The following is a 24,902-nucleotide window of genomic DNA, read 5'->3' on the forward strand; positions in this document are numbered from 1 at the left end:
ATCATTCCTAAAGGAGGCTCTATCACTGTGGAACATAACGATAAAGTGGAACAACTGGAACAGCGTATACGCAGGCTTGAGCATGAAGTTGCTGAATTGAAGCAATTTGAAATGCAGCGCAGACAGGCTTCAGCACCTCGTCCACCTGTTCCTCCCCAGCGAACAGCTCCACCATCTGGTTCACCTTTCACTCCGCCTCCGCCAGAACCTCACTGGCAAGGCGCTCACGTGAATGCACCACCACCTAATGCAAATTATGGCGTGAGACCACCACAGCCACCACAACAGGGGCAGTATGCAGGTGCACAACGTCCACCTGCACAAGCACAGCAACCGCCTTATACGCCTCCTGTTCCTAAGCCACCCAAAGACTGGGAACATCTGATTGCGCGTGTATGGTTACCACGTGTGTTTATCGTTGTCCTTATTCTCGGGATTGTGTGGGGATTTATTGCTGTCGTCAAAGCAGGCTATTTGTCTGAACCGATTCGTTGCATTTTAGGCGTACTTGTAGCGGCTGTGCTGTACTGGTTAGGAGAACGTGAGGTCAGCAAAGAACGACCCGCACTTGGCAAAGTCTTATTAGGCGGCTCAATCGCCATTCTGATTTTGTCTATTGTCGCATCGTATCTATTATATGATCTGCTTCCGTTTATTTTTGCGTTTTTACTTTATATAGGCGCACTCGTTTTTGCTGTCTATATTGCTCTTAGTCAACGATCACAATCGATTGTTGGGATTACATTGGTTGCAGGTTATCTTGCACCCGTATTAATTGCACCTACTCATCCGAATCTATGGATATTCGCTGGATTTGAAACGATTTTCTCAGCGGTCATGTTAGTCGTAGCTATGAAATATTCATTCCGGGTCAGTTATATCCTGGCATTTGCATTACTACATATTACGCTTGGATTGAGTATGATCTGGTATGGCTTCTCTGTGCAAAATGTAGTAGCCGTTTTGGTTCAGCATGCTGTGATTTTAGCAATTTCTGTACTCTGGAAACAACGCAATACTAGCATGCAACTCGGTGTTCTATTTACCAGCTTCGCCTTTGTCGGTGGTTGGCTTACAATTTACTATCTGGATGGCAGTGAGACAGGCGCTCGCTGGATGATTGCTATTCTATCGCTCATGTACAGCATTTTGTATGCTTCAGGTATTCAAAAGCGTACTCCTGTCGGAATCGCTTATCCTGCAATGGCAATCTTTGGCTGGTTCTTATTATTAAATATGATTCCCAATTTCCCGGCTCGTATGGCTGTGATTTTGGTAGAAGGTACACTTGCGTTCTTACTCGCTCTTCGATTCCGCAACAAATTGCAATTGGTGCTGGCTTGTATTGTATATGCTTATGCCTTTTTGGCAACGTTCCTTGTTCCGATTGAACGCTTCTGGTCTGCACATACATTCAACTGGTTGATTTTACTAATTACGATTGCTGTGATCTATCGTATTATCGGCAAATTTGTACGTTCAGATGATAAGAACTATGGTTCACTGTATCGCAAACGTTATATCTTGATGTGGGCAGAAGCGATATTAGGATTGATCTATATCAGCCAACTGGTACAGGTCGCTTCAATGTCGCAAAATGCAGATGTTCGTCATCTTAGCCTTTCCAGTGCATGGATTATCTACGCGATTCTAATTATCGTGATCGGGATGGTTGTTCAGAAATCCAAACTGCGGATTATCGGAATACTGTTTATCTTTTTCACATTACTCAAAATTATTTTTATCGATCTTCCTGATATTTCGATTGGTGTACGTGCGATTCTGTTTATTATATTAGGTGTGGTTGGACTCGGATTATCGCGTCTATTCTACAAACGTCGGGATACGAATGGACAACCTCCATTACAACAGCAAGAAATATCGAATCCTGCCGAGCATCACGGTACAGATCAACAACATACTGAAGGCAACAAGGATGATCATCCGCTAAACGATCCAAAACCTAAAAACAATGATGATCTTTCATAAATGAAAAGATCCAAAATGAATGCCTAGAGAAAGAAGTGGAGAGATTGATTTTTACGATTTTGTACAGTGTGGTTCTACCGATTTTTGTTCTGATTGCGGTCGGGTCCATATTACAGCGTGTTTTTCAGTTGGATCTGTATACACTCGCCAAAATCAACTTTTACTGTATTACACCTGCGGCTGTTTTTATGAGTCTGTATCATTCCGATATGTCTGCTCAATTACTTGGAAGTGTTATCTTTTTTTACGCACTGTATGTGTTGATTCTGTATCTTTTGGGATCAGCAACATCCAAAATCATGGGATATACAAAAGGCAAAAAAGCCGCTTTTAACAACAGTATTATGCTCGATAATTCGGGCAACTATGGATTGCCTATTAATGATCTAGTGTTCAAAGGTGATCCACTGGCTGCTTCGATGCAGGCTTTGATTATGTCTTTGCAAAGTCTACTCACATTTACGTATGGTGTAATTTCGATTCAAGGTTCCAAGTTAAATGGTAATTACCGAACGGTCATTATCGGATTTCTGAAAATGCCTGTGCCGTATGCGTTGTTACTGGGTCTACTTATGCATGCTTTTGCTATTCCTTTGCCTGTGATTCTGTCTCAACCGTTAACCTATGCACAACAATCCATGGTAGCAATCGCCTTGATCACTCTTGGCGCACAGATAGTGAAGTACCCATTACGTCTCTATCGTAAAGATATTTATCTGAGTATGACATTACGCTTATTCGTAGGACCGGCTATCGGGCTTCTCCTGATCTATGTACTGGATATTCATGGCATACCTGCACAAGCGCTTTTGATTGCTTCTGCGATGCCTACAGGGGTGAATACATCGATCCTGGCGGAAGAGTATCGGAATGAACCTGACTTTGCTGCTCAAACAGTATTAGTATCGACTTTAGTCAATGTATTTACGATTACAGCAGTTATCGCTTTGTCTCATCATTTATAAGATAAAGAGGATGATCAGACATCAAGATTCAATGGATGACTCTGATACAAACTTGTATGTTGTTCTGTAGACGTTTTATACTAATGATTGCTGATTAAAAAGGATTCAAAATTACAATTGATAACCCCCAAGGAGATGAATCGTCAGATGTTGCGTCAATCACGTAAAAATGTAGCCTTTTTGCTTATCTTCACAGCGCTATTTTTGATTATTGCAGGCTGTGGTAATAACGGGACAAGCAGTTCTACTACTGGACAAACAGGCACTTCAGGTACAACAACGGAAAGTAGCTCAACAAGTACTTCAACCGATCAAGCCGATTCCACTACAGAATCGACAGGTACAGATAGCTCAGCTACAACAGGTACAACAGAAGAAGCTTCTGCAACTGATAATTCAGCAGATTTCAAACAAGCCAATGATCCAATCGTTACGATTGAAATGGACAATGGTAAAAAAGTTGAAATCGAACTGTTCCCTAAAGCAGCTCCAAATACAGTGAACAACTTTATCTCTTTGGTCAAATCAGGATTCTATGATGGTTTGACGTTCCACCGTGTTATTCCTGAATTTATGATTCAAGGTGGAGATCCTGATGGTGCAGGTACAGGTGGACCAGGATATAGTATTGCTGGTGAATTCAAATCCAACAATGTACAAAATGATCTAAAACATACACGTGGTATTCTTTCGATGGCACGTGCTGGCGACCCTAACTCGGGCGGTTCTCAATTCTTTATTATGGTTGCTGATTCTCCTCAATTGGATGGCGAATATGCTGCATTTGGTAAAGTGATCAGCGGTATGGATGCCGTAGATGAAGTGGTGAATCTACCAAGAGACGGACAAGATAAACCGAATACTCCTGCTGTAATGAAAAAAGTAACAGTAGATACAAAAGGCGTAACTTATCCGGAACCTGAAAAAGTAAAATAAGAGTACCCAAAAGCCATTATCTGATCCAAAGATAATGGCTTTTTTTATTGATTCACTTGGTTAGCTATTCATAAGTAACTTTTAGATTCCGATATCTATTGTGTACAATCTTTTTTGGATTGTATAATACTTTACTATCTAATTTCATATTTAATCAGGCAAATTTACTGAAAAGTAAAGACGCAAAGCCAAAGGGTCTAACACATGAATTGTAGGACATGTCATGACAGCCGGTTACCGAGGAATACCTGATGCGGTATGAATCGAAGGAGTCCGATGGATCATGCACACTAAGATATTGTTCTACTCTAAAATAGGACTAATCAGTCTGACAATGTTTATTTGGCTAGGAGTTTGTGATATGAAATCCATTCATGCACAATCGCTTCAAAAAGCAACGTGGCTATGGAATACAGCACTTATTGTTGATTCAACAGCAGATATTTTACAGTTTGCTTCTTCACAACAGATCACTAAGATCTACCTGCAAATCAATAGAGATCTGGATATATCGCAATATCAACGTTTTATTACAGCTGCTTCTGCACAGCATATTACCGTTGAAGCTCTGGATGGTGCACCCTCCTGGGCATTAGATCAGGATCGTTACCAATTGCAAGATGCTTTGCAATGGATTGTCTCTTATCAACATGCTTCTTCATCTACAGAGCAATTTAGTGGGATTCATATCGATATCGAACCTTATTTGCTTCCAAATTGGGCCAAAGAACAAGCCACTATTATTGCGCAATGGCAACGTAGTGTACAGATGATTACAGCAACTGCTCAATCGCTTCATCTATCATCCAGTGCAGATATTCCTTTCTGGTTGTATACCCTTCGTACCCCTGATGATCGTTCGACATTAAGTCAGTGGATGATTGAACAATATGATTCGCTAACCGTTATGGCTTATCGAGATTCAGGAACTGCTATCTATGATGTGGCGCAAGCTCAATTAAGTGAAGCTGATACAGCAGGTAAAGATATGTATATTGGCGTAGAAACGAATCGTTCTTCCGAAGGTGAGCATGTCAGCTTTTATGGAAAAGGAGCAACAGCGCTCACAACAGCACTAGGTGAAGTATCTGCTCAAGCTTCTACTCATTCTTCTTTTGCAGGGGTAGCTGTGCATGATTATGCAGGTTGGAGTCAAATCGTACAGCATTAAATAAAGAAAATCTCATTCGTATATCTCCTTGCTCATGCTTGATATCTACAAAGCAACTTAGAGATTTAGCCAAATTGCTGATATAATTGGATCAATACCTATTGTCAGCAAAGGGGCGAAATAAAGATGGAATCTTCACGAAATATCACCTGGCAGTCTTCTAATATTACACGTAAAGAAAGAGAACAGCGGTATGGACAACGTAGTGTTGTGATCTGGTTAACAGGGCTTTCCGGTTCAGGGAAATCGACAATCGCTTTTGCGCTAGAAAAAGAATTATTTGCACATGAGCGTGCTTGTTATGTACTGGATGGCGATAATATCCGTCATGGACTCAATCGTGATCTAGGATTTTCTGAACAAGATCGCAAAGAAAATCTACGTCGCATTGGTGAAGTCGCCAAGTTATTTATGGATGCAGGCTCTATTGTCATTGCTGCTTTTATTTCTCCTCATGCGCAAGACCGTCAGATGGTTCGTGATTTATTTGAAGAAGGCGATTTTATCGAAGTCTATATCGACTGCTCGTTATCGGCTTGCGAAGAACGTGATCCCAAAGGATTATACAAAAAAGCTCGTGCAGGTGAGATTCCGAACTTTACAGGAGTGAGTGCTCCTTATGAAGCTCCACAACAACCTGAATTGACGATAGACACTGAACATGAGTCTGTCGAACAGTGTGTTGCCAAAGTTATTGCTGAACTTGAGCGCCGAGCAGATCAGACTCTATAAAAGAAAAACGGCTGTGCAGTCACTTTGTATTCACTGTTCCAATCATGGAATGATGAATATTAAGCGTTCTGTACAGCCGTTTGTTTTGCTAATAATTGATGGAATGTCCCTTTGGTTTCACGAGACAATGCACCGAATTCACCTTGTTGTACAATCTGTCCTTGATCTAGCACAACGACTTGATCGGCATCACGAATCGTAGATAGACGGTGAGCAATCACAATCAATGTCATTTTTCCTTTGAGCTTTTCAATCGCTGCTTGAATTTTCGCTTCATTCTCACTATCGAGTGAGCTGGTCGCTTCATCCAAGATCAGTACTTCAGGTTGACGTAGAATCGCGCGTGCCAACACAATCCGTTGACGTTCTCCTCCAGATAGACGTACTCCTCGATCACCAATGATCGTATCTAATCCTTCAGGCAATTTACGTACAAAATCTTCACAAGCTGCAAAAGATAAGGCTTCCCACAACTGTTCTTCTTTTGCACGTGGATCAACCAGTAATAGATTCTCACGAATACTGCTATGGAATAAGAACGGTTCTTGTGAAACGTATCCTATCGAATTACGCCATGTCTGTAGGCGTTCACCTGTTAAAGTTACACCATCTACAGTGACTTTGCCTTCTTGTGGCTCCATAAGTCCCATTAACAGATCAATCAATGTACTTTTCCCTGCTCCTGAACGTCCAACAATCGCTGTCATTTTGCCTATCGGAATAAACAAATTGATGTTATGAAGCGCATTGCCTTGATCTTCTTGATACCGGAAAGATACATCTTCACAGCTAAGCCCTTTGGTCATTTGAACTCGTTCGACTTGACCGGGTGCAATCGCTTTGTATGATTCTTCAGCTTGATCACATTCTTGTTGTAATGCTGTCACCGCATGAAAAGCAGGTACCAGTGCTCCAATATACTCTAGCGAAGATTGAATGCCTCCGAACCTTGGCCATAGACGAGCAAAGATCAAAATAATCAATACTGAACGTTCTGGTTGTAATTTAAACACTTGCGCAGATAGCACAACAAATAAAATAATAAACACAACCGAAATAATTTTATAAATAAATTGAGTTCCTGAATTAAGGCGTACCAATTGAATCGCATTCTGCTCTAACTTGCCGCACATGCTTCGAAACCATTCAAAATGCGAAGCTTCTAACATATTGCTTTTGATATCTTTGATCCCACTTAAATGCTCTTGCATTCCCGAAAAGTACTCTTGAGATAAAAAAGTCGTACGATCGCCCATTCGTTTGGCACGTCGTACAAATTTACGAGAATACAGCGTTAGTAGTACGCCACCGACGATCACCAGTAACGTCATTTGTACCGACAGAAACATAGCAAAGGCAATCTGAATCACCATAAAAATCAGCGAAGTCGATAATTGCATCACTAGATTGGTTCCTTGACTGACACGTGCTAATTCAGAAGTCAGTACATGACTTAGATCCGATTTGCGTTTACGTAAAAAGAATGTCCAGTTCGCACGCAGTATCGAACGGTAGGTACGGATTCTCAAGTTGTTGACGAATCCCTGCTGAATTTCGGTTCCCATGACTGCCTGTCTACGCTGGATTAATCCTTGTACAATCATCAGAACACTATACATGCCGAGTACTACAAATAAAGTCATACTGGCTGGAATACGTTGTAACGGTTCAAACAACCATGCCATCGGCATCGATCCCTGTGTACCGAATAATCCGACCAGACTCAATAAAGGCACTAGCAAGTAAATGCTTAACCCATCCAGACAACTGATCATGAGCATAAGAAATACATAGATATAGAGACGCTTACCTGCAAAGTCATGCAGTTGTCTCATATAAGCACGAATCGCATTCATTGACCCACCTCCCGTTCTAGAGCAGACCGCCTTTGAATACGGCGGTGTAATAATAAGAAAGGATGAAGTGGGTAATACAGAAAGCGCAACGATTTCGGTAAAGGAAGCGTCTGTGTATCCCATGTATCCGGCACCATTTTACGAGCTAAGAAAATAGCTTTCTGTCCCGGCGTACGCAAAGAGAATAGGTAATTACGATAAATTTGTGCGAGTATTTCACTTTCCGGTTCAGGGCACAGACTGACTTTTTCACGGATAAAAATAAGCACTCGACGTGCCAAATCTTGCGGACGATCGGTACTCATCAATGAAGCCATTTCCCGAGAAACCGGTGTATTAAGCATAGCAGCAGACAAGATTAACGCCTGACCGACTAAATGTGTGCATTTATAACGACGCAGTAAAGCTGTTAGTTTGTCCCAGTCCAGTTCCATACGTGCCAGGCGATCAATATCCGCTAACCAGCGTAATCGAAACCATGCATGACGGGCACCATGTGCCGTAAGGTAAAACATCAAATCTTCATTGCTCAGCATATGAACATCTGTACCTGCAAATTCTAATGTTTGACGACGATTCCATAATTCATAAAAGCTCGGTTCTGCTCCAGCATCTCCATTTAAACGCCAGTGTAGTTCAACTTCTGTACCTGTATCCGCATGAGTGAAAGACTCATGATTTTGACGCCATTTCCAATCACTAACGATCCGCGATACTTCTTGTGTTTTGGTATATCCTAACTGCTCTAATACTTCTTCCGCTTGTTCAATATGATCTGGATGCACTAAAATATCCAAATCTTTCGATGTACGGCGAGATAGACTACCATACAGCGCTTCAGCAAGTGCAGGGCCTTTTAATTGCAAAGCGTAAATCCCTTTGTTATCAAGAGCTTCACTTACTTGTTTCATTTTACCGCTTAACTGCAACATCATCAGTGCATTACGACTATAATCTACACTCAATTGTTGTACCATACCTTTGGGTAGACCGGATAATGGATGATGACTGAGTCGTTCGTGAATCGTTGGATATACCCGGTGATGCCTTGTTAGTGAGTAAAAGTTTTGCCAGTTGATCTGACGACCCGAAGATTCAATCATAGCTTGAGCTTCTGCATCTGTTTCTACGTCTATCAATTCAAGCAATAACTTTAATTCCACAGGAAAATCCTGTACATCTAAATCCCAATCTATATTCATACCGAACTCCTTTGGATATAAACTGATCTGGATTGAATCATTCAGTCTATAGCGTTCATTCAGTGATTTTCAGATCATTTTGCAGTTGGTGATCATACACCCTTTTGTAAAGCACAAAATATATTCATATTCCGTTGATGCTTGCTAGTTTTTAGCAAATTTCCCCACAACCGTATATTGTTCAATTTCTTCAGCACCTGTGACATAAAAAGCACCACTTCGTACCCATGCATGCGCAGCAACTTTACCTGCTGGATTACGGCGCATTCCTAAATACAACGTACTTGGCACTTTGCGTCTGGCTAACATTTTCATAGCTGCCATTCCCATCACCATACATTCCGTTTCCCAGAATACATGTCCGCTTACACGATGTAATGCTCTTGAGACTTGTACCCCTTGCCACTTCTGATCTCTGCTTAGGTCATTGTATGAAGTCTCTTCCATGTAAGTACCTAATGTTGGAGACACTTTAGCAAAAGGTAACATTTTCAAGAACCTTGCCCATGCTAAATATACACATGCTTCAAGCATTAATTTACGCATCGGCATCGGGGTATTACGGAATTTGACGACCTTACTCCACACGAAGTCCGTCCTTTTCAGCGACTACTTCGATTAATCCTTCTTTAAACATTTGCCCAGCAAATTCACTCACTTGCTCCAGACAGACATCATAAGTTACATCATATTCAGCAACCAGTGTGTTGACGATATTTTCTAATGAAACCGGAGAAGAACTAAGCTCCCAGATCCGTCCACCGACCATCCCTAAATTATAATATTTGCCAGACTCTACATTCATCATGACCGTTTCGCCATTCATATCACTAGCAATATATTGCTCATTTTGTACAACAACCTGATCGGATCCGATTAAGCTTTTGTTCATCATTATTCTCTCCTTTATTGTTCTTTTCAGTTGAAATGTTCTGTAGAGTAGATCGTATCCCCCTGCATTTCTTCTTGATAAATTTTACGCATAATCTGATTCATTAATTCTGGCGCTGTAAAACCTGTGGTCGGGCGCAGAATTTGTAAAGCAAATAACTCTCCCGCTAGAGCAGCTGCACTTGAAAAATGCCATTGCTTCAATCCCAGTCTTGGAATCAAGGCTCCACGGTACGTGTGCAACATCATCGCATGTAATCTTTCCAAACGATTCATTTCACGCATCGCTACATATTCACTGTCCATTTTGACTAATTCAAATACACCTGCTAATGGAACAGTCTTATTATGAAAATGCTTGGTCACTGGAATGGCAAATTTGCTAACTTCATCATGGAGTGGCTTAAATTGATCTTCTGACATTCCAAACAAATCCAAGCTTTCCTTCCATAACTTTTGCTGTGGATAAGCAGGATGGACAACAGGCTCTCCATTTTCATAACTGACAGCAATCACATCATCACTTAACAATTGAAATCCAGATTGCACAAATGTAGACGCAAGTGTAGATTTACCTGCACCTGATTCTCCGACAAACGCATATGCTTTATTATTAATTACGACTGCACTGCCATGTAATGGTAAAATTCCTCGTTGTAACAACAATACACCCATACAAGTACCCAACACATACAGACGAATCTTGTCCATATCAGCATCAGGGAACGGATGAATACCGATCCGCTTGCCATCTTGAATACAAAACAAAGCTGTATTTGGAATTTCAAACATAAAGCCAATCGATTGCATCGTAAAATTATTTTCGCGTGTATTCACAACAGATCGCCATTCAGATAAATCCTGAATTTCGATGTTCACATCAGCCTCTTGAGTATCCTGGCGTTGTAACAATTCCGGTAGCAAAATTTCACTATCAAAATGTAATCCAAACGCTTGATAGATTGTTTTATTGATCGTCTTATTTACGGTAAAAATGGTCATTACCTCCCATAGAGCCTATGACTCTGCTTTCTCCGAATGATGTACAAAGAATTTATATATGAAAACAGAAAGTCCCTATACTAACTCGTATAAGGACTTTCTGAACTACTGCTTGCTGGTCTATCCCTTTGGTAGCCTTAAATACTCAGCTAGGGTTATATAGATCAGCATCTTGTTCAGATACCCAGTCAATTTGCTTGTAACCAATACCTGCCATTGTTTCATTAACATCCAAAACTTCTAATGTTGGAGTCTGCCATTGCATTTTTTGTTCTTTCATTATAGTAGCCTCCTTATATTAGAATGATCGATCATTATGTTAAATGCTCAGCTAGGGTTGTACAAATCAGCATCTTGTTCAGATACCCAGTCAATTTGCTTGTAACCGATACCTGCCATTGTTTCATTGACATCTAAAACTTCCAATACTGGAGCTTGCCATTTCATTTTCTCTTGGTTCATTAATATAACCTCCTTTTGATCGTGGAATTGCAGTTAAAAAATGCCTCAGCTAGGATTGTACAAATCAGCGTCTTGTTCAGATACCCAGTCAATTTGTCTCCAACCAATACCTGCCATTGTTTCGTTAACATCTAAAACTTCCAATGTTGGAGCCTGCCATTGCATTTTTTCTTTGTTCATGTTTTCACCTCCTCTATAAAATAATAGTCGTTGCTATGCTAAGTTGCGGATGAATCGCCCAACAATAAGGCTTCTCATCAGCATACGGGTAGCCGGATGGGCTGCTGCATTGGCTTGAGGATGTTCGCCTACTTTTTCTAAAGCTTTCATAATCGTAGTCGTATTCATCCATGCTGCCACTTTAGGGTCTTTACACAAATCTCGAAGCTCTCCTGTAAAGGAAGACCACTGAGGTTGCATGCGTTGTACCCAATCAGCGGGTTGCATGCCTCTGACTTTCTGATTCAGTCTTACTTTATCAGGCAAATTACCAGCCGTAGCACGTCTAATTAATGCGCGATCCATACCCTCTTGTACATATTGTCCAACAGGAATCGAAAGGCAGAATCGAACCACACGAGCATCGCTTGTAGGATCACGTTCCCAGACACCATAGTGTTCAGAAATTTTGGAGGTCATCGCTCCATTTTTATTTGCAATCGCTAGATTTTTAAATTTTTCTAATCGAATATCAAACGCATTCTGAACTTCACGACCGACTAACCATTCTTCTTGTTGCTGTACACGTTCTACCATACCCGTCTGACGCGCTAGTTCTGAATTGATCCAGACTAATGGATTCGGTCGATCTTTAGAAGCAGCAGTCTGATTCCATTTCGGAAAAGCTTTACTATGAATAATTGGCAAAAGACGAGAACGTCCTACACCTGTTTTGTGACCATACAATTTCAGTTCACGATACAATTTAGTCCATTGAAATTTTTTGAGTAGCACTGCATAGTAATCCAATGCAGGTCCCCACGAAATGGTAAAGTTCCCTCTAGCTCCTGTCAGTAGAACGCCTGCTCCTTGTTGTTGCGCTTGTTCAAATATCCCTCTAATCCAAAATGAATTTTCAAAATATTTGTACGGCATCTCCAAAAAGTCTAGCCATGAGTCTACTTCTGTTAAAGGATTCCGATCGGCAAAATCAAGATAGTTACCTTGAACATTACCGATATACTTTAACGTCTCCTCAATATACGGACGTTCATCAGGCACTAGAGTCGAAGAAGTCCAATCATCGAAACCCGCAATAGGCACATAACTGTAAGTCTGTAATGACTTTCCTTGCTCTGCCAGAATCTTAGCTGCATAACTCACCACAGCACCGGAATCTAATCCTCCACTTAACGTTGAGGCGACTCCTAGACGAGTACGAACTTTCGATTTGACAGCTTGGGTGAACACATCACGAAAAGCTTCTTCATATTCTCCGTTTGAACGAAGATGAAGTGGTTCCTCCGGTAATAACGTACCATATTGGAATATATGACTATGCTGCTCTGTGAGGATAATAGCGTGTGCAGGAGGCAACTGTAGAATGTCTTCATATACGGTACCTTTAATATCCAAAGATTCTGTCATACCAGCCATTGTCAGAAATTCGGCCATCCAGGGAGTACTCATTTTTTTCTGAATATCACCTGTCTGAAATAAAGGCTCCATCAATGTCGAAAATGCAAATTGAGAAGAGGTGTGATAATAATATAGAGTTCGATTGCCTGACCAGTCTCGCGCACCATAGAGCTGATGCTTTTTGGTATCCCAGATCATAAAAGCAAAATCGCCAACCAAATGTTGAGGAGTATGTTCCTCCCATTTCTGATATGCTCTCAAAATTAGCAATACATCGGACAATGTACTACCTTCTGCGCGGCTGATCCCCAACGCTTCGAATAGTTCTTCTCGATTATCAATAATGGCGTCTGCGGTGATCACAAGGCCACTGATAGGATCATGATAAGGAACGGTCTGATTCACCGATTCTTCTGTAATCCACCGATCATGACAACCTAGGAAGATATCTTCATCTTGCCAAACCGCTGAAGCATCTGAAGGATACATTCGCAGATTATTCATTAATCGTTGCCCTTGTAGAGCTAACGCTTCTGAACTCTGACGTGGAAAATTCCAAACACCTACAATCGTACTCATTTTTTCGACGCCTTTACGAACAAGATAAGCGTTAAATACACGACCTAATGAGCGATTAAATGGAATTAACGATTTGATTCTATTCATTTTTTGCTTCATATCTTTGACTTCTTTACGAAGACGTTCACTTTCCTGATGAAGACGATCGCGTTCTGCATAATGCTGTTCCATTCTTTTTTCTAAAGATCGCAACGTCATTCGCATTCTTAGCAATTCATCTGCTTCAGCCTTATCTTTGTATTCTTGAGACAGCGCATTCGCAACTTCTGGTGAAGTTTCAGGTAGAACAGCCGATTGCATCTTGTACTCTGGCTCCCAGCGACAGCCGGTAGCCTCGGCGAACTGCTTCGTTTTGGCTTCAATCCACTTCATGTCTGGCTCCTCCTCAAACACGACGCCTGTAAGACGCTGTGCTTCTTCAAGCTCTGCTTCGTACCCTAACTCACGAAATAGTCTTGCACCTAGGATACGGCAGTAAGCTTCCACTTCCCGACGGTCTAGCATGGTACGCCAGTTACCGATAGACTTCATATGTGGTGTACGGTGTTCACTGAGATATGGATCACCTACACCCATGCTATAGAACAGTTCCGACTTGGCAGAATCCATATAATCGCCGTATTTTTCGATTCCTTCTTCGTACGAAATATCTAGAAAGCGACATACGTTCTGCATCTGTTCTTCTGGGTGCGTAGCCATTTCTTCATACTTCAACCAGAAAGCATTTTCGTTCTTTTGAGCAAAATATTGTTGATAACGGAATAATCCGACGGTGATATCGACCATCTTCATATTCAACGACGGGTCACTCAGCTGATCTGCCAAATTAAAATTGGGTGCAGAACGCTGATTTACTTTTTTATAAGAAGCCGCTACATCCAACGGGTTACGGAACAATCCGATCCGCTTGGACTGCGGGAATAAACGATCCAAAAATTCAAGAATATAATAGTAGCGTGGAGATTTATCTACGACCATATCTGCTTCACTTGTAGATAATAGCCCATTATACACATTGGCTCCAAAGCTACGACATGCCTCATCATACACACTTTCAGGTAGAACGCCGTCAAAGAATTGATTTAGAATAGCTGTTCCACCGTATGCTCGCTTCTCTGGTTTCTTCAAATCATATAGACTCATAAGAAACCACATTTCTTGTGCAGCATAGATACGCGTGTGATTTTGTAGCATCACTGTTGCGAGTGAGCTACCACTGCGTGGCACACAGAGAAGAAAGATGAGTTTGTTACCATTTCTTTCAATCATCCGGTTTCCCCTGCCTTCCAAAACCTCTTTCATACATGTACCCAAAAGTTATTCGTTTTGAATAACAATAATCAGCTAAGTACATTATATATTTAAAAAGAAGAATTTACATGATAAATTTTCCAATTTTGAAAAAAAGTTTAGATAATTAGCTAATATCAAATAATGTTGATACGATAAGGTTTTACGTGATTCTTAATTTATATATTTCACATTTTGACTATTAGATAATGTAAAAACCTTGTCAGAACGCGAAAAAATCTGCATTCACACTTTTGCGAGGAATGCAGATTTTTTCATTTTTTTCTTTAATTAAATTTGCAAAAAAAGTAAAAAATAAAATATTACATTTTGGTTACAAAACCTATTTTTCTGTCATCATTTAGTATATTTATCCCATTAAAGGAACATTTGTTCCCTATTTTGGATCATTTAAATTTTATTTATCTCTATTTATTTTCTGCAATATGCGACTTAACGCTACAATGCTATCAGCACGTGTTAGATTTCCCTTTGGCTGAAATTGTTGGGATGGATTCCCTTTTAAAATACCTTCATTACTTATCCGTTGTATTGCAGAACGTGACCATGAAGAAGCTTGATCTCTATCTTTAAAAGCAATGACTGGATTTGAAGACGGCTCCACTGGACTCTGACTGATAAATGATAAGGTTCTCTCCAAAATAACAGCTAGTTCTTCACGTGTCACTGCTGATTGTGGACGGAATGTACCTTTAGCATCACCCAACATCAATCCCGCTTTAACAGCTGTATTTACAGAATCAGAATACCAAGCTGTAGACTTCACATCAGTAAAGGGAGTTTGCGAAGTAGAAATATTCATTTGGGATAAGCCTAGTGTTCTGGTTAATAATGTCGCCAGTTCAGCACGTGTAACCATACGCGCAGGTTCGAACTGATTATGCCCTGTGCCTGTGACAATCATCCGATCAACAAATGATTGAATATCGGCTTGTGCCCAGTGACCGGATATATCTTTTAATAAAGACTCACTTCGATTGAGAATCAGATACGTACTATTGCTACGGCTATAGATTGTTACTTCTCCATTAGCAATTGTAAATGGAACAGGTGTATATGAAATGTTTCCATTCACAGCTGATTCGGCGCGCACAACAGCGAGACGATTAGCGGCATTCACATTGGAACTGATGATCGAACGTTTGATATATTGATCAAATGATTGTATGGAACGTTTATTATTCTGCCCATCTAAAATATATCCGTCAAAATCAACAGCTGTACGTACATCATAACCAGCTTGTTTTGCTTGATTGACCGCCGGACTAGCATTAGATAGATCTAGAATAAACTTCTCATTTGGAGCTAATGTCTGTTGCTCAATCATCGAGACAGGTAATTCATACGTACCAATCGGTGTAGATAGGATAATCTGATCGATTGTCGTTTGAGTAGTTAACGATTGTTGTACAGCAGCTTCCCACTGCAATTGATACGTAGTAGCTGATTGATCTCCTTTGAGCGAAAGACGTAATGTATTGGCTCCATCGATACGATTTAACATATCATTGAGCATCGTCGCTGTTAATGTTGTAGAAGCTACCACTGTATTATTAGTGTTTGTATTCACTGTAGTAGGCATGGTCCAGCTGGCTATGGCTCGATTAGTAGATAGCCCTTCATATTCAGGTGCAGTCAGGATTGTCGGTAAAGTAGGATTATCAGTAGAAGGATTAGTTGTTCCTGATCCTCCGCTATTATTTCCACTGCTGTTATCGGATCCTGGTCTTGTTTTATCATCTTTGTCTGAATCTTTTTTGCCAAAATCAATTCTAGCTAATAATGGATCATGATCACTTACTCGTCCATCGGCTTCCATAAAATCAGAATTGATATGCACAATGTCTAATTGAGCACGGTTTGCGATCTTTGAAGTCATTAGAATATGATCCAGTGTCTGCGAATTGCCTTCATATACATAGGAATAACGTTCATTAGCTGGTAATGTATCTACAAGGTTGGTTAACTCTTTTCCTTTTAACACATCAAGTGTATTGGAAAATTGAAAATCATTAAAATCCCCTAACAATACAATATTAGCTTGACTGTTTTGAGCCAGTGTCTGCTTTACAAATTGATTTAATAGACTTGCTTGCTTGGCACGTTGAATTTCACTACTACGTACAGGTGGCTGAATACTACCATATAATGCCTGATCTCCACCTTTAGAGTTGAAATGATTCGCAATAACAATGACTTGTTCTCCATTAAATACAAATTGAGCGGCTAATGATTTGCGTGAACTGGCAAAAGCTTCATCGGTCGGCGCAATCCGTCCCGGATTATAGTTCAGTCCATTAGCTGTATAGGTGGCGGCTGTTACTGAATTACCTGCACCATTTGAAGCTACAGGTAAACTTACTCGTTCTGGATTATACAAAAATCCTACTCGAATATTCCCACCGGGTGCACCACCGTCTTGCTGATCTTGTGGAGATATACTGGCATATTGATAGGTCGGTCCACCTGCAAGTTGAATATCTTTGATCAATGCACCAAAGCTCTGACTTGCATCTGTTGTGCCATCATTGGTCTCTCCATTATTATCTTGAACTTCCATCAATCCCAGAATATCAGGATTACGAAGATGGTTGACAACATCATCTGCAATTCGTGCTGTTTTTTCTTGATCTTTGGGATTATTCCAAAAGTTCTCTACATTAAAAGAAGCGATCGTTAACTGTTTACTTCCACTTTGAAGAGTAGACACTTCACGTTGCAATCCATTATCGATCACAGGTGGTAATGCTCCTTCAGGTAATACTTTAAAATTGCTATAACTGTAACTCATAATTCCGTTTAGGGCTCCAGCAAATTGATCACCTGTACTCACCGTTTGCGTAGGCTTCGCACTAATGAGCAATCGTTTGGCATTCCATTGATTATTATCGATCACAAGTCCGCCTGCTGGCGTCACGAGCGGAGAAGATTTCAAATCTACAGTGACAGGAATCTCATACGTATATGGCCCTATAATAGATGCATCATTTAACTGAATCCGCATCCCTTCTAGACTCTCATAAAAATCAATACTATATTGCGTCGGATCATATGCTGTTAATCCGTTGCTAGCAGCAATTTGATTCGGAATACTTCGTCCTTGTTGACCTAGAATGATCGGAGCAGGTAACGGTTGATTAGAAGCTTGCAGACGAATAGCGGATGCAACAATTTCTGTTGTGGTAAGATCAGCTGCATCTGCGTAGCCTAATTCTTGATACTCTTTAATACTTCCATCTACACTCACTTTATCGCCTACTTTTAGCCCATGAGCGGAACGATAGACTAATATGCCTTCAGAAGTGCCTTCATTTGTATCAACGTGATCATCCAATTCTTGCAGATAAAAGCTTGTTTTGCCTTTGACCATGGTTACGATACCTTCAACCTGCTGTACCTCTTTGCCTTCATAAGGAGATCGCTGAGCAGCACCTTGAATATCATGAATACGTAATTGCAACGGAGGTTGAATAACCGGAGGTGTCCCTCCTTCAATATCTGCTGTAGAACGTGGTATCAATTCAAATGTATTATTGTAGCGAGACATTACGCCTGTAATACGGGTATAGACTTCACCTACTTCTAACCATGGATTAGCTGTATAGATAATAAATGTACCTGTAGCATCTTTTACCGTATAATTACTACCGCTTTTGCTAACGATCGTCACATTAGGCACACTGATTAATTGAGCTTCATATGTATTTCCTGTTACAAAATCAGTACCCACCACTGTTTGCGGAGCAGGTAACTGAATCGATGCATTCGTAATATTCACTGCGCTAGCAGACGCTTCGATTTGCAATAACGCTTTATAAGCCGTTAATTTACCACGAACTTCGATTTCTTGTCCTTCAGTACCCGGTAAATTCTGTCCACGTATCACAAGACCTGCTGTTCCATCTTGAAGATAGAGGTTGCTATACCCGCTACCCGTTTCTTCTCGATACGTAATCACTCCATGAGTAGATACAGTATCTCCTAAAGATTGAGTCCGCACCTCGTTAATCGGCATCACTGTATATACATTTTGACTCACAGTCTGACGAAGAACATTTGTAGATACTACATTGGGATGCATTTGTTGTTGAACTACAGTATCTGATACCTGTTCACTTTGATCGGCTGCTGATGCGACATTATGACCACCAACAGATATTCCAGACCACAATGATGTGACCAATACACTTGTAGATACCCCTATACTTATTTTCTTTTTCCACTGCACCATACACTATATTCCCCATTTCGTTTGTTAAAATTCTATGTACTACACTAAATTATCATAAAAGGATAAAGAATAATTCATTTAAATGTAAAATCAATATATTTATAGCGTCCACTTCCTTATTTTTATTTGTCGGATCATTTGTAACCTTCTGGAATTTATAGTATATTTATTCATAAAGTAAACGATATCTATTATTAAAATTATATTTTATAGGTATCAAAGATGCTTTAAGGAGGAATACAAATGAATGTGCCACGGACAACACGCAAATGGAGCACAGCCAGTCTGTTGATTGTACTCGGTCTATTGGTATTTGCTTTACCAGCTTCAGCAGCATGGAACGATACCTATAAAGGATATGCCACTTACACAGGATCAGGATATTCAGGTGGAGCTGTTTTACTTGACCCTATTCCTTCCACTGCCTACATTACAGCCCTTAATCCTACTCAAATGAATTATGGTGGGGTCAAAGCTGCATTAGCCGGTGCTTACTTAGAAGTGCAAGGACCACTCGGTAAAACAACCGTCTATGTGACTGACCTTTACCCTGAAGGACCTAGCGGAGCTTTAGATTTATCACACAATGCCTTTGCAGCAATCGGAGATATGTCTAAAGGCAAAATCGATATTCAATGGAAAGTAGTTAAAGCGCCAATTACAGGTAACTTTAGCTATCGGATCAAAGAAGGAAGTAGCCAGTGGTGGGCGGCTATTCAAGTTCGCAATCACAAATACCCTGTCATGAAATTTGAATATGAAAAAGCAGGTCAATGGATCAGCTTACCCAAAACGGATTACAACCATTTTGTCGGTGAGCAAATGGGGAATCAACCTCTAAACGTACGTATAACCGATATCCGTGGCAAAGTTGTAACTGATACCTTACAAGCATTGCCTAGCGAAGCGACATCTAGCCCTTATATCGTAGCGGGTAAAGCTCAATTTCCTGATTGATCTTTGGCAAAAAAATAAGCGCAGGAATGACCGCCTGTAAAGGAGATCATCACTGCGCTTAATAATCATTGAACCAAATTTAAGGTAATAATGTTCCGCGTGCACTTACATATAAAGTATACCATTCATCCCGTGTCATCAGGCTTGCTTGACGTTCTGCATCTGCACAAGCTTTGATGCGTTCTGGATTAGATGTACCAATAATCGGTTGAATCATAGCTGGATGATACATTAACCATCCTAATACTATCGCTTCTGCTGTTGTTTCTTTGTCTGCTGCCATTTGTTGTACCAATTGAGCTGTTTGTTGAATATGTTTAGGCTCATCTTTGATATCACGGCCAGAGAATTTACCTTGTGCTAGTGGACTCCAAGCTTGCAATTGAATATCTTCTGTCCGGCAGTATTCCATTAATCCTTCAGCAAAGTTCACTTCTGTACCTGCTTGTTGATTCACATGCACCACATGATCCACAAAATGAAGATGATTTAGACTCATTTCCAATTGATTGACTGCAAAGGAATCAGGAATCGCTTGTTGTAAAAATTTGATCTGAGAAGCGCTCATGTTGGATACACCAAAATAACGTACTTTACCTGAAGATTTTAATTTGGCAAAAGCTTCTGCCACTTCTTCTGGTTCAACCAATGGATCAGGACGATGCAACAACAATACATCTAGATAATCAATGCCCAAGCGCTCCAAATTACCATCTACGGAATGAAGAATATGCTCTTTCGAAAAGTTAAATCGACCCGGTAGATCGCCTTCACCCAATTGAATACCACATTTGGATTGAATGACGATTTGTTCACGCAGATCAGGTCTAGCTTGCAGTACACGTCCAAAAACTTGTTCTGCTTTCCCTTTAGTATAGATATCAGCGTGATCGAACATCGTAATTCCGATCGATAAAGCTGCTTCAACTGCTGCTTCCGCTTCTTTCACATGTTGCTCTGTAAAAGGTTCTGCATCCCAGCCTCCACCAAACGGCATACACCCTAAGGCAAGACGGCTATTTGAAATTCCACGTTTAGCAAGTGGCATTACTTTAGTCATTTTTATATTCCTCCTATCAAATGATAGCGCTTTTAACACATCTATACTCTCATACTTGTGATGCTAAATACAATAGCAATCTCTTCTGATCGTCCCTATGATATGCAAAGATATGCAAAAAAGAAGAGATTCTAAAAGCGAATCTCTTCTTTTGCTTACCATCTATGCTATTGTTATTTAATTTATTGGAATAATTCAAATTCACTTACAGCTACTGTAGAAGGTCCTGAATTACGATCAAAAATCACTTTGTACGTCTTGTAAGCTTTGGTATTGTCTATTTCGTAGACTTTTTTCTGACCTACTTCCCAGCGATAAGAAGATTTAACATCATGCAAGACTTCTTCCCACTGTTCACCATCGTTACTACCTACCAGTGTCCAAAACACAGGAGCAGTCGATTTGTTCGCCAGTGTTAATGAATACCCTTTAACAACTTGAGGAGCATCAAACGTATATTGAAGTGTTGCATCTATAAAGTTATCGTTGTCTGATTCCCAGTAACTATCTGATCCTGTATTATGATCAAATGCTTTCCATGCTGTATCTTCATTCACTGAAGCATATGCTCCACCTTCGACAGATACCATAGAGTTAGCGGCAGGTACCAGATTCGCATTATCTCCAAATTCGTATAATTCTAATTCGCTAACGGCTACAGATGATCCACCGTTGTTGGAAGAAATAAATAGAGCGTATGCTGTATAAGCTGTATCATTAGAAATCGTATACGACTTGGTCTGACCTGGTTGCCACTGAGTCTGATTCGACTGTTCGTCTAGCACAAGCCAGTTCTTACCGATCTTACCTGCTAACTGCCATTTTTTTGGTGCTTCAGATGTATCGTACGTATCTGCTTGCACTGTATATTGAGTGATTACTTTTTTAGTGTTAAATTGATAAATCAACTGAGAGGATGAACCAGCAGGAGCTTTCCATGTGCTTTCTGGAGTAGAATTATCGTCAAATGCTTTCCATGCTTCATGACCAACTTCTTCAGCACTTGCACTTGCTGTACCATTTGTTCCAGTATTTGAACTTAATACAGGTACTACATCATTGCTGTAATTTAGCGCATGTGCCGTTCCGCCTTGATATACAGTCCCCATCAATAATGCACCAAGTAATACCGCACCCGTTTTTTTCAATTTAAGCAATCCCATTGTTCAATCTCCCCTTTAAAATATTAGTCTTACGTGGGATAGCTAGACGTAGAAATGATCTATTCAGAATACTGGTAGTACACAGTTCTGCGGGCTGTGCATAGAGTACAATTATTGTTTAGAATCTACTTCTTTGTTTCCCCCAAAAAACGATCCGTTGGACATCTAATTAAGTTACATATTCATAAGTGGTTAATAACCGTTTTTCCAAACTTTGACACATTTATCATAAAAAAAGTTTTTATAGTTAAATTTTACTAGGTAATAAGTAATTAAAAAATAGTGTTATTGAATACAAATTTGTCTGTACTCCTCCTTTCTTACCCCATTTAGAATACAACTAATAAATAAGACATAGTACTTGTGGCGTCTATTATTATATTATGTAGTTTGTATATTACTACCAAATAACCACTATTTACTAATTAACTTATTAAGATGTTGACGCTTTATTCTATAGTCAGTGTGAACACTTTTGCAATACTTTTTTTGGAAAAAATAGGGATTTGATTCTTTTGACTCATATAAGAAGACCAAAAAAGGATATTCTACATAAGTAGAATATCCTTCTTCTGATAACTATTTATTGAGCAACTATTATTTACGTTCGACAACAACATAAGAAGATTCAGAAGTAACTTTAGCTCCCAAAATCTCAGCGACAGAACGTACCGGTACATAAGTAACGCCTTTAATTTTGACCACTTTATGTGTCATTGTTTTTGTAGTTCCATCAGTTACAGCTTTGTTGGAATTCAAGTGAAGTGTAGTCACAGCGCCAGTAATATCATCAGTCAGTGTGATTGTTTTGGTTGTTGGGTTCCATGTGAACTTAGCATCAAATTCTTCAGCTAACTGTTTAACTGACATTAGTAACACACGATCTTTAGTCACTACATCGTATGAAGAATAAGATGAATCTTTATCGATATAGATCGATTTGTTAGCAATCCCTGCGACATCATGTAATAACAAATAGACAGGTGAAGTCGTATCGAAGCTGCGCAATAACGCACCTGGTGTAAAATCTTTGGAAGTGACATCTAGAACACCATTAGGTGTTGCAATCGGATCAGCGACAATATTTCCATCTACATTCCAGTTCTCATTTTCGGTATGCAGATTAAACATACTGTAAGGCACATACTCTGAACTAGGCAAAGCGACTGTTAAGTCTACAATTTGCTTACGGGTATGCATATCTTTATCAAAATAAAGATCTAATGTAAGACGTGTATTTGTACCGAAAATCGTTTTGAATTCAGGCTCAGCAGAGACTTCTTTCAAATATTTATCATATTCAGACAATACATCTTTCAAAAACGATTGAACCTCAGTATACGATTCGTTAACAAATTCAGCTTTTGTCTGATCCAAAGTGAAGTAAGATACAGAATCTTTTTCTTCATCACTCATTTGTGATTCTGCATACGTGATAAAGTCATACAACGTAGCTAACAGATCACGCCAGCCCGCTTCATCCGTAGAGATACTTGTTAAGAAAGGCTTAACCAATCCGATAAATTCTTCACCGGTAAGTTCAATATGCAAATGAGTCAAATCTACAGACTCTCCATACACTTCTTGAGTCACAGAATCAACAGTGACATTGGATGGGTTAGGAGCATGTTTGAAAAATAAGCTAGCTGATTTGGTAATCAACTCTTTCGCTTGATCTTCAATTTGTTTCATTGTTAGACTAGCAGGTAAAAAAGCCATTTGTTCTTCTGTAGTTAGAGGTATGTATAATGGCTTTTGCGCACCAGACAACGCAATCGTGACTCCTTTCGTATCCATAAACATTTGGAAAGGTAATGTCATTCCACTGTAAGCGATACCACCTTCAACCGAAACATTTCCGTTTTCTTGAAGTTTGGCATGATTGATGTTCAATTGCATTCCGTTCAAAACGGTTGCTATTTTGCGCTCTTCTGCCGACGCTGTTGAAACAGGTGTTAATTGAACTGCAAGCGATTGTTTGGTTTCGATCGATTTTACATTAAGATCACCAACCATGGCACTATTGATGTCTAGATTACCTACAGCCTGACAACCTGACAACAGGACAAGGAGCAGTACTAACGGCATGATAACCCATTTTCTATTTTTCATAATGTTCCCCTTTCGATAATATATTTCTTTTTCATTATCCCAGTTAAAGTTATATTTGTAAAACCTCAATATCGTCATCAAATGATGCTATTGTATACTAAGTAGGACGAATAAATATGGTTTTGGAGGATAAAAAAGTGATTAAAAATGAAAAAATTAAAGCAATTGAAGTGCAGTTAACAGGAATCAATGGAGAAGACCTGGGGATTGTACCTACAGCTGAAGCTTTGCAAATGGCTAAACAACTAAAAATTGATCTTGTCTGTACTTCTCTTTATAGTAGCCCACCTCCTTGTCAATTGATCTCAGCAGGTGCCGCTAAACAAAATAAACAACAATCCAAAAAAAGTGATAAACCCGTTAAAATCAAAGAAATTCGCTTAACCGCTAATATCGAAGATCACGATTATGAAACGAAAAAGAATCAGGCTGAACGTATCCTACAATCGCATAATGCTGTATTACTGGTTGTCAAAACACAAGGTAGTAAAGAATCGGCTAAAGCTAAAACGATTATTGAAGAATTATTGCGTGATCTTCAATCATCAGGTAAAGCTAAAACAGGGATTCAGGTCAGTGGTAAGCAATCTATGGTACAAATTGATCCTTTAAACGAATAAACGGATTTAAGAAATAACAAAAAAAGCGTATTCCCCTGATCTATAGGAGAATTACGCTTTTTTTATTAGCTTGAGTGTGCCTATT

The 24,902-nt window shown here is 39.8% G+C and carries 20 protein-coding genes and 1 riboswitch; of the genes, 7 read left to right on the forward strand and 13 right to left on the reverse strand.

The annotated features are described in order from the left end of the window. The first annotated feature begins 27 nt into the window (after positions 1-27). The 5 genes from RCP16_RS14360 (at position 28) to cysC (ending at position 5,793) form a co-directional block, all read left to right on the forward strand. Positions 28-1,989 (forward strand): DUF2339 domain-containing protein, encoded by a 1,962-nt coding sequence (locus RCP16_RS14360; RefSeq protein WP_308640611.1) that lies wholly within the window; start codon positions 28-30, stop codon positions 1,987-1,989. 44 nt (positions 1,990-2,033) lie between these two features. Further along, positions 2,034-2,954, forward strand: coding sequence for an AEC family transporter (locus RCP16_RS14365; RefSeq protein ID WP_308642490.1), 921 nt, complete (start codon positions 2,034-2,036; stop codon positions 2,952-2,954). 147 nt (positions 2,955-3,101) lie between these two features. Then, positions 3,102-3,890 carry a peptidylprolyl isomerase gene (locus RCP16_RS14370; RefSeq protein WP_273593348.1) on the forward strand — a complete coding sequence of 263 codons (789 nt, stop codon included), beginning with the start codon at positions 3,102-3,104 and terminating at the stop codon, positions 3,888-3,890. Positions 3,891-4,037: 147 nt separating this feature from the next. Further along, positions 4,038-4,132, forward strand: a riboswitch (cyclic di-GMP riboswitch). Between the two features lie 119 nt (positions 4,133-4,251). Next, entirely contained in the window at positions 4,252-5,061 is an 810-nt protein-coding gene (locus RCP16_RS14375) for a hypothetical protein (RefSeq protein WP_137221443.1), read from the forward strand. A 126-nt stretch (positions 5,062-5,187) separates the two neighbouring features. Beyond that, entirely contained in the window at positions 5,188-5,793 is a 606-nt protein-coding gene (cysC, locus tag RCP16_RS14380) for an adenylyl-sulfate kinase (protein WP_137221156.1), read from the forward strand. Between the two features lie 59 nt (positions 5,794-5,852). Here cysC and RCP16_RS14385 read toward each other — a convergent pair whose 3' ends face one another. The 10 genes from RCP16_RS14385 to RCP16_RS14430 form a co-directional block, all read right to left on the reverse strand. Beyond that, the gene (locus RCP16_RS14385) at positions 5,853-7,649 is read right to left on the reverse strand and encodes an ABC transporter ATP-binding protein (protein ID WP_137221158.1); all 1,797 of its coding nucleotides are present in this window, start codon (positions 7,647-7,649) and stop codon (positions 5,853-5,855) included. Continuing rightward, positions 7,646-8,851, reverse strand: a complete 1,206-nt coding sequence (locus RCP16_RS14390; protein WP_308640612.1) for a nucleotidyltransferase domain-containing protein — start codon at positions 8,849-8,851, stop codon at positions 7,646-7,648. Before RCP16_RS14390 ends, RCP16_RS14385 begins: the two co-directional genes overlap by 4 nt. A gap of 144 nt (positions 8,852-8,995) precedes the next feature. Beyond that, a complete protein-coding gene (locus RCP16_RS14395; protein ID WP_308640613.1) occupies positions 8,996-9,439 on the reverse strand; it encodes a lasso peptide biosynthesis B2 protein in 444 nt (147 codons plus the stop codon). Further along, positions 9,429-9,743: a lasso peptide biosynthesis PqqD family chaperone gene (locus tag RCP16_RS14400; RefSeq protein ID WP_083243382.1), complete on the reverse strand. Its 315-nt coding sequence runs from the start codon at positions 9,741-9,743 to the stop codon at positions 9,429-9,431. The genes RCP16_RS14395 and RCP16_RS14400 overlap by 11 nt, the downstream gene beginning before the upstream one ends. A 26-nt stretch (positions 9,744-9,769) precedes the next feature. Continuing rightward, positions 9,770-10,744: a phosphoenolpyruvate carboxykinase (ATP) gene (locus RCP16_RS14405; protein ID WP_069326685.1), complete on the reverse strand. Its 975-nt coding sequence runs from the start codon at positions 10,742-10,744 to the stop codon at positions 9,770-9,772. 145 nt (positions 10,745-10,889) lie between these two features. Then, positions 10,890-11,024 (reverse strand): paeninodin family lasso peptide, encoded by a 135-nt coding sequence (locus RCP16_RS14410; RefSeq protein WP_137221162.1) that lies wholly within the window; start codon positions 11,022-11,024, stop codon positions 10,890-10,892. A gap of 47 nt (positions 11,025-11,071) precedes the next feature. After that, complete coding sequence (locus tag RCP16_RS14415) at positions 11,072-11,206, reverse strand: paeninodin family lasso peptide (RefSeq protein WP_137221164.1); 135 nt, start codon at positions 11,204-11,206, stop codon at positions 11,072-11,074. Between the two features lie 45 nt (positions 11,207-11,251). After that, positions 11,252-11,386, reverse strand: a complete 135-nt coding sequence (locus RCP16_RS14420) for a paeninodin family lasso peptide (RefSeq protein WP_137221166.1) — start codon at positions 11,384-11,386, stop codon at positions 11,252-11,254. 33 nt (positions 11,387-11,419) lie between these two features. After that, a complete protein-coding gene (locus tag RCP16_RS14425) occupies positions 11,420-14,632 on the reverse strand; it encodes a sulfotransferase (protein ID WP_308640614.1) in 3,213 nt (1,070 codons plus the stop codon). Positions 14,633-15,071: 439 nt separating this feature from the next. Next, entirely contained in the window at positions 15,072-18,905 is a 3,834-nt protein-coding gene (locus RCP16_RS14430) for an S-layer homology domain-containing protein (RefSeq protein WP_308640615.1), read from the reverse strand. Between the two features lie 243 nt (positions 18,906-19,148). Between RCP16_RS14430 and RCP16_RS14435 the strand changes: the two genes are divergently transcribed. Then, the gene (locus RCP16_RS14435; RefSeq protein WP_069326689.1) at positions 19,149-19,862 is read left to right on the forward strand and encodes an expansin EXLX1 family cellulose-binding protein; all 714 of its coding nucleotides are present in this window, start codon (positions 19,149-19,151) and stop codon (positions 19,860-19,862) included. A 79-nt stretch (positions 19,863-19,941) separates the two neighbouring features. Here the strand turns inward: RCP16_RS14435 and RCP16_RS14440 are convergent, their stop codons facing one another. From RCP16_RS14440 to RCP16_RS14450, 3 genes are all read right to left on the reverse strand, one after another. Continuing rightward, positions 19,942-20,922 carry an aldo/keto reductase gene (locus RCP16_RS14440; RefSeq protein ID WP_069326690.1) on the reverse strand — a complete coding sequence of 327 codons (981 nt, stop codon included), beginning with the start codon at positions 20,920-20,922 and terminating at the stop codon, positions 19,942-19,944. Between the two features lie 182 nt (positions 20,923-21,104). Then, entirely contained in the window at positions 21,105-22,085 is a 981-nt protein-coding gene (locus tag RCP16_RS14445) for a hypothetical protein (protein WP_069326691.1), read from the reverse strand. Positions 22,086-22,682: 597 nt separating this feature from the next. Continuing rightward, the gene (locus RCP16_RS14450; protein WP_308640616.1) at positions 22,683-24,197 is read right to left on the reverse strand and encodes a copper amine oxidase N-terminal domain-containing protein; all 1,515 of its coding nucleotides are present in this window, start codon (positions 24,195-24,197) and stop codon (positions 22,683-22,685) included. Positions 24,198-24,334: 137 nt separating this feature from the next. Here RCP16_RS14450 and infC point away from each other — a divergent pair, with 137 nt between their 5' ends. Then, entirely contained in the window at positions 24,335-24,817 is a 483-nt protein-coding gene (gene infC, locus RCP16_RS14455) for a translation initiation factor IF-3 (protein ID WP_308640617.1), read from the forward strand. Positions 24,818-24,902 lie beyond the last annotated feature (85 nt).

This window comes from Paenibacillus nuruki, from assembly GCF_963311185.1.
Taxonomy (GTDB): domain Bacteria; phylum Bacillota; class Bacilli; order Paenibacillales; family Paenibacillaceae; genus Saccharibacillus; species Saccharibacillus nuruki.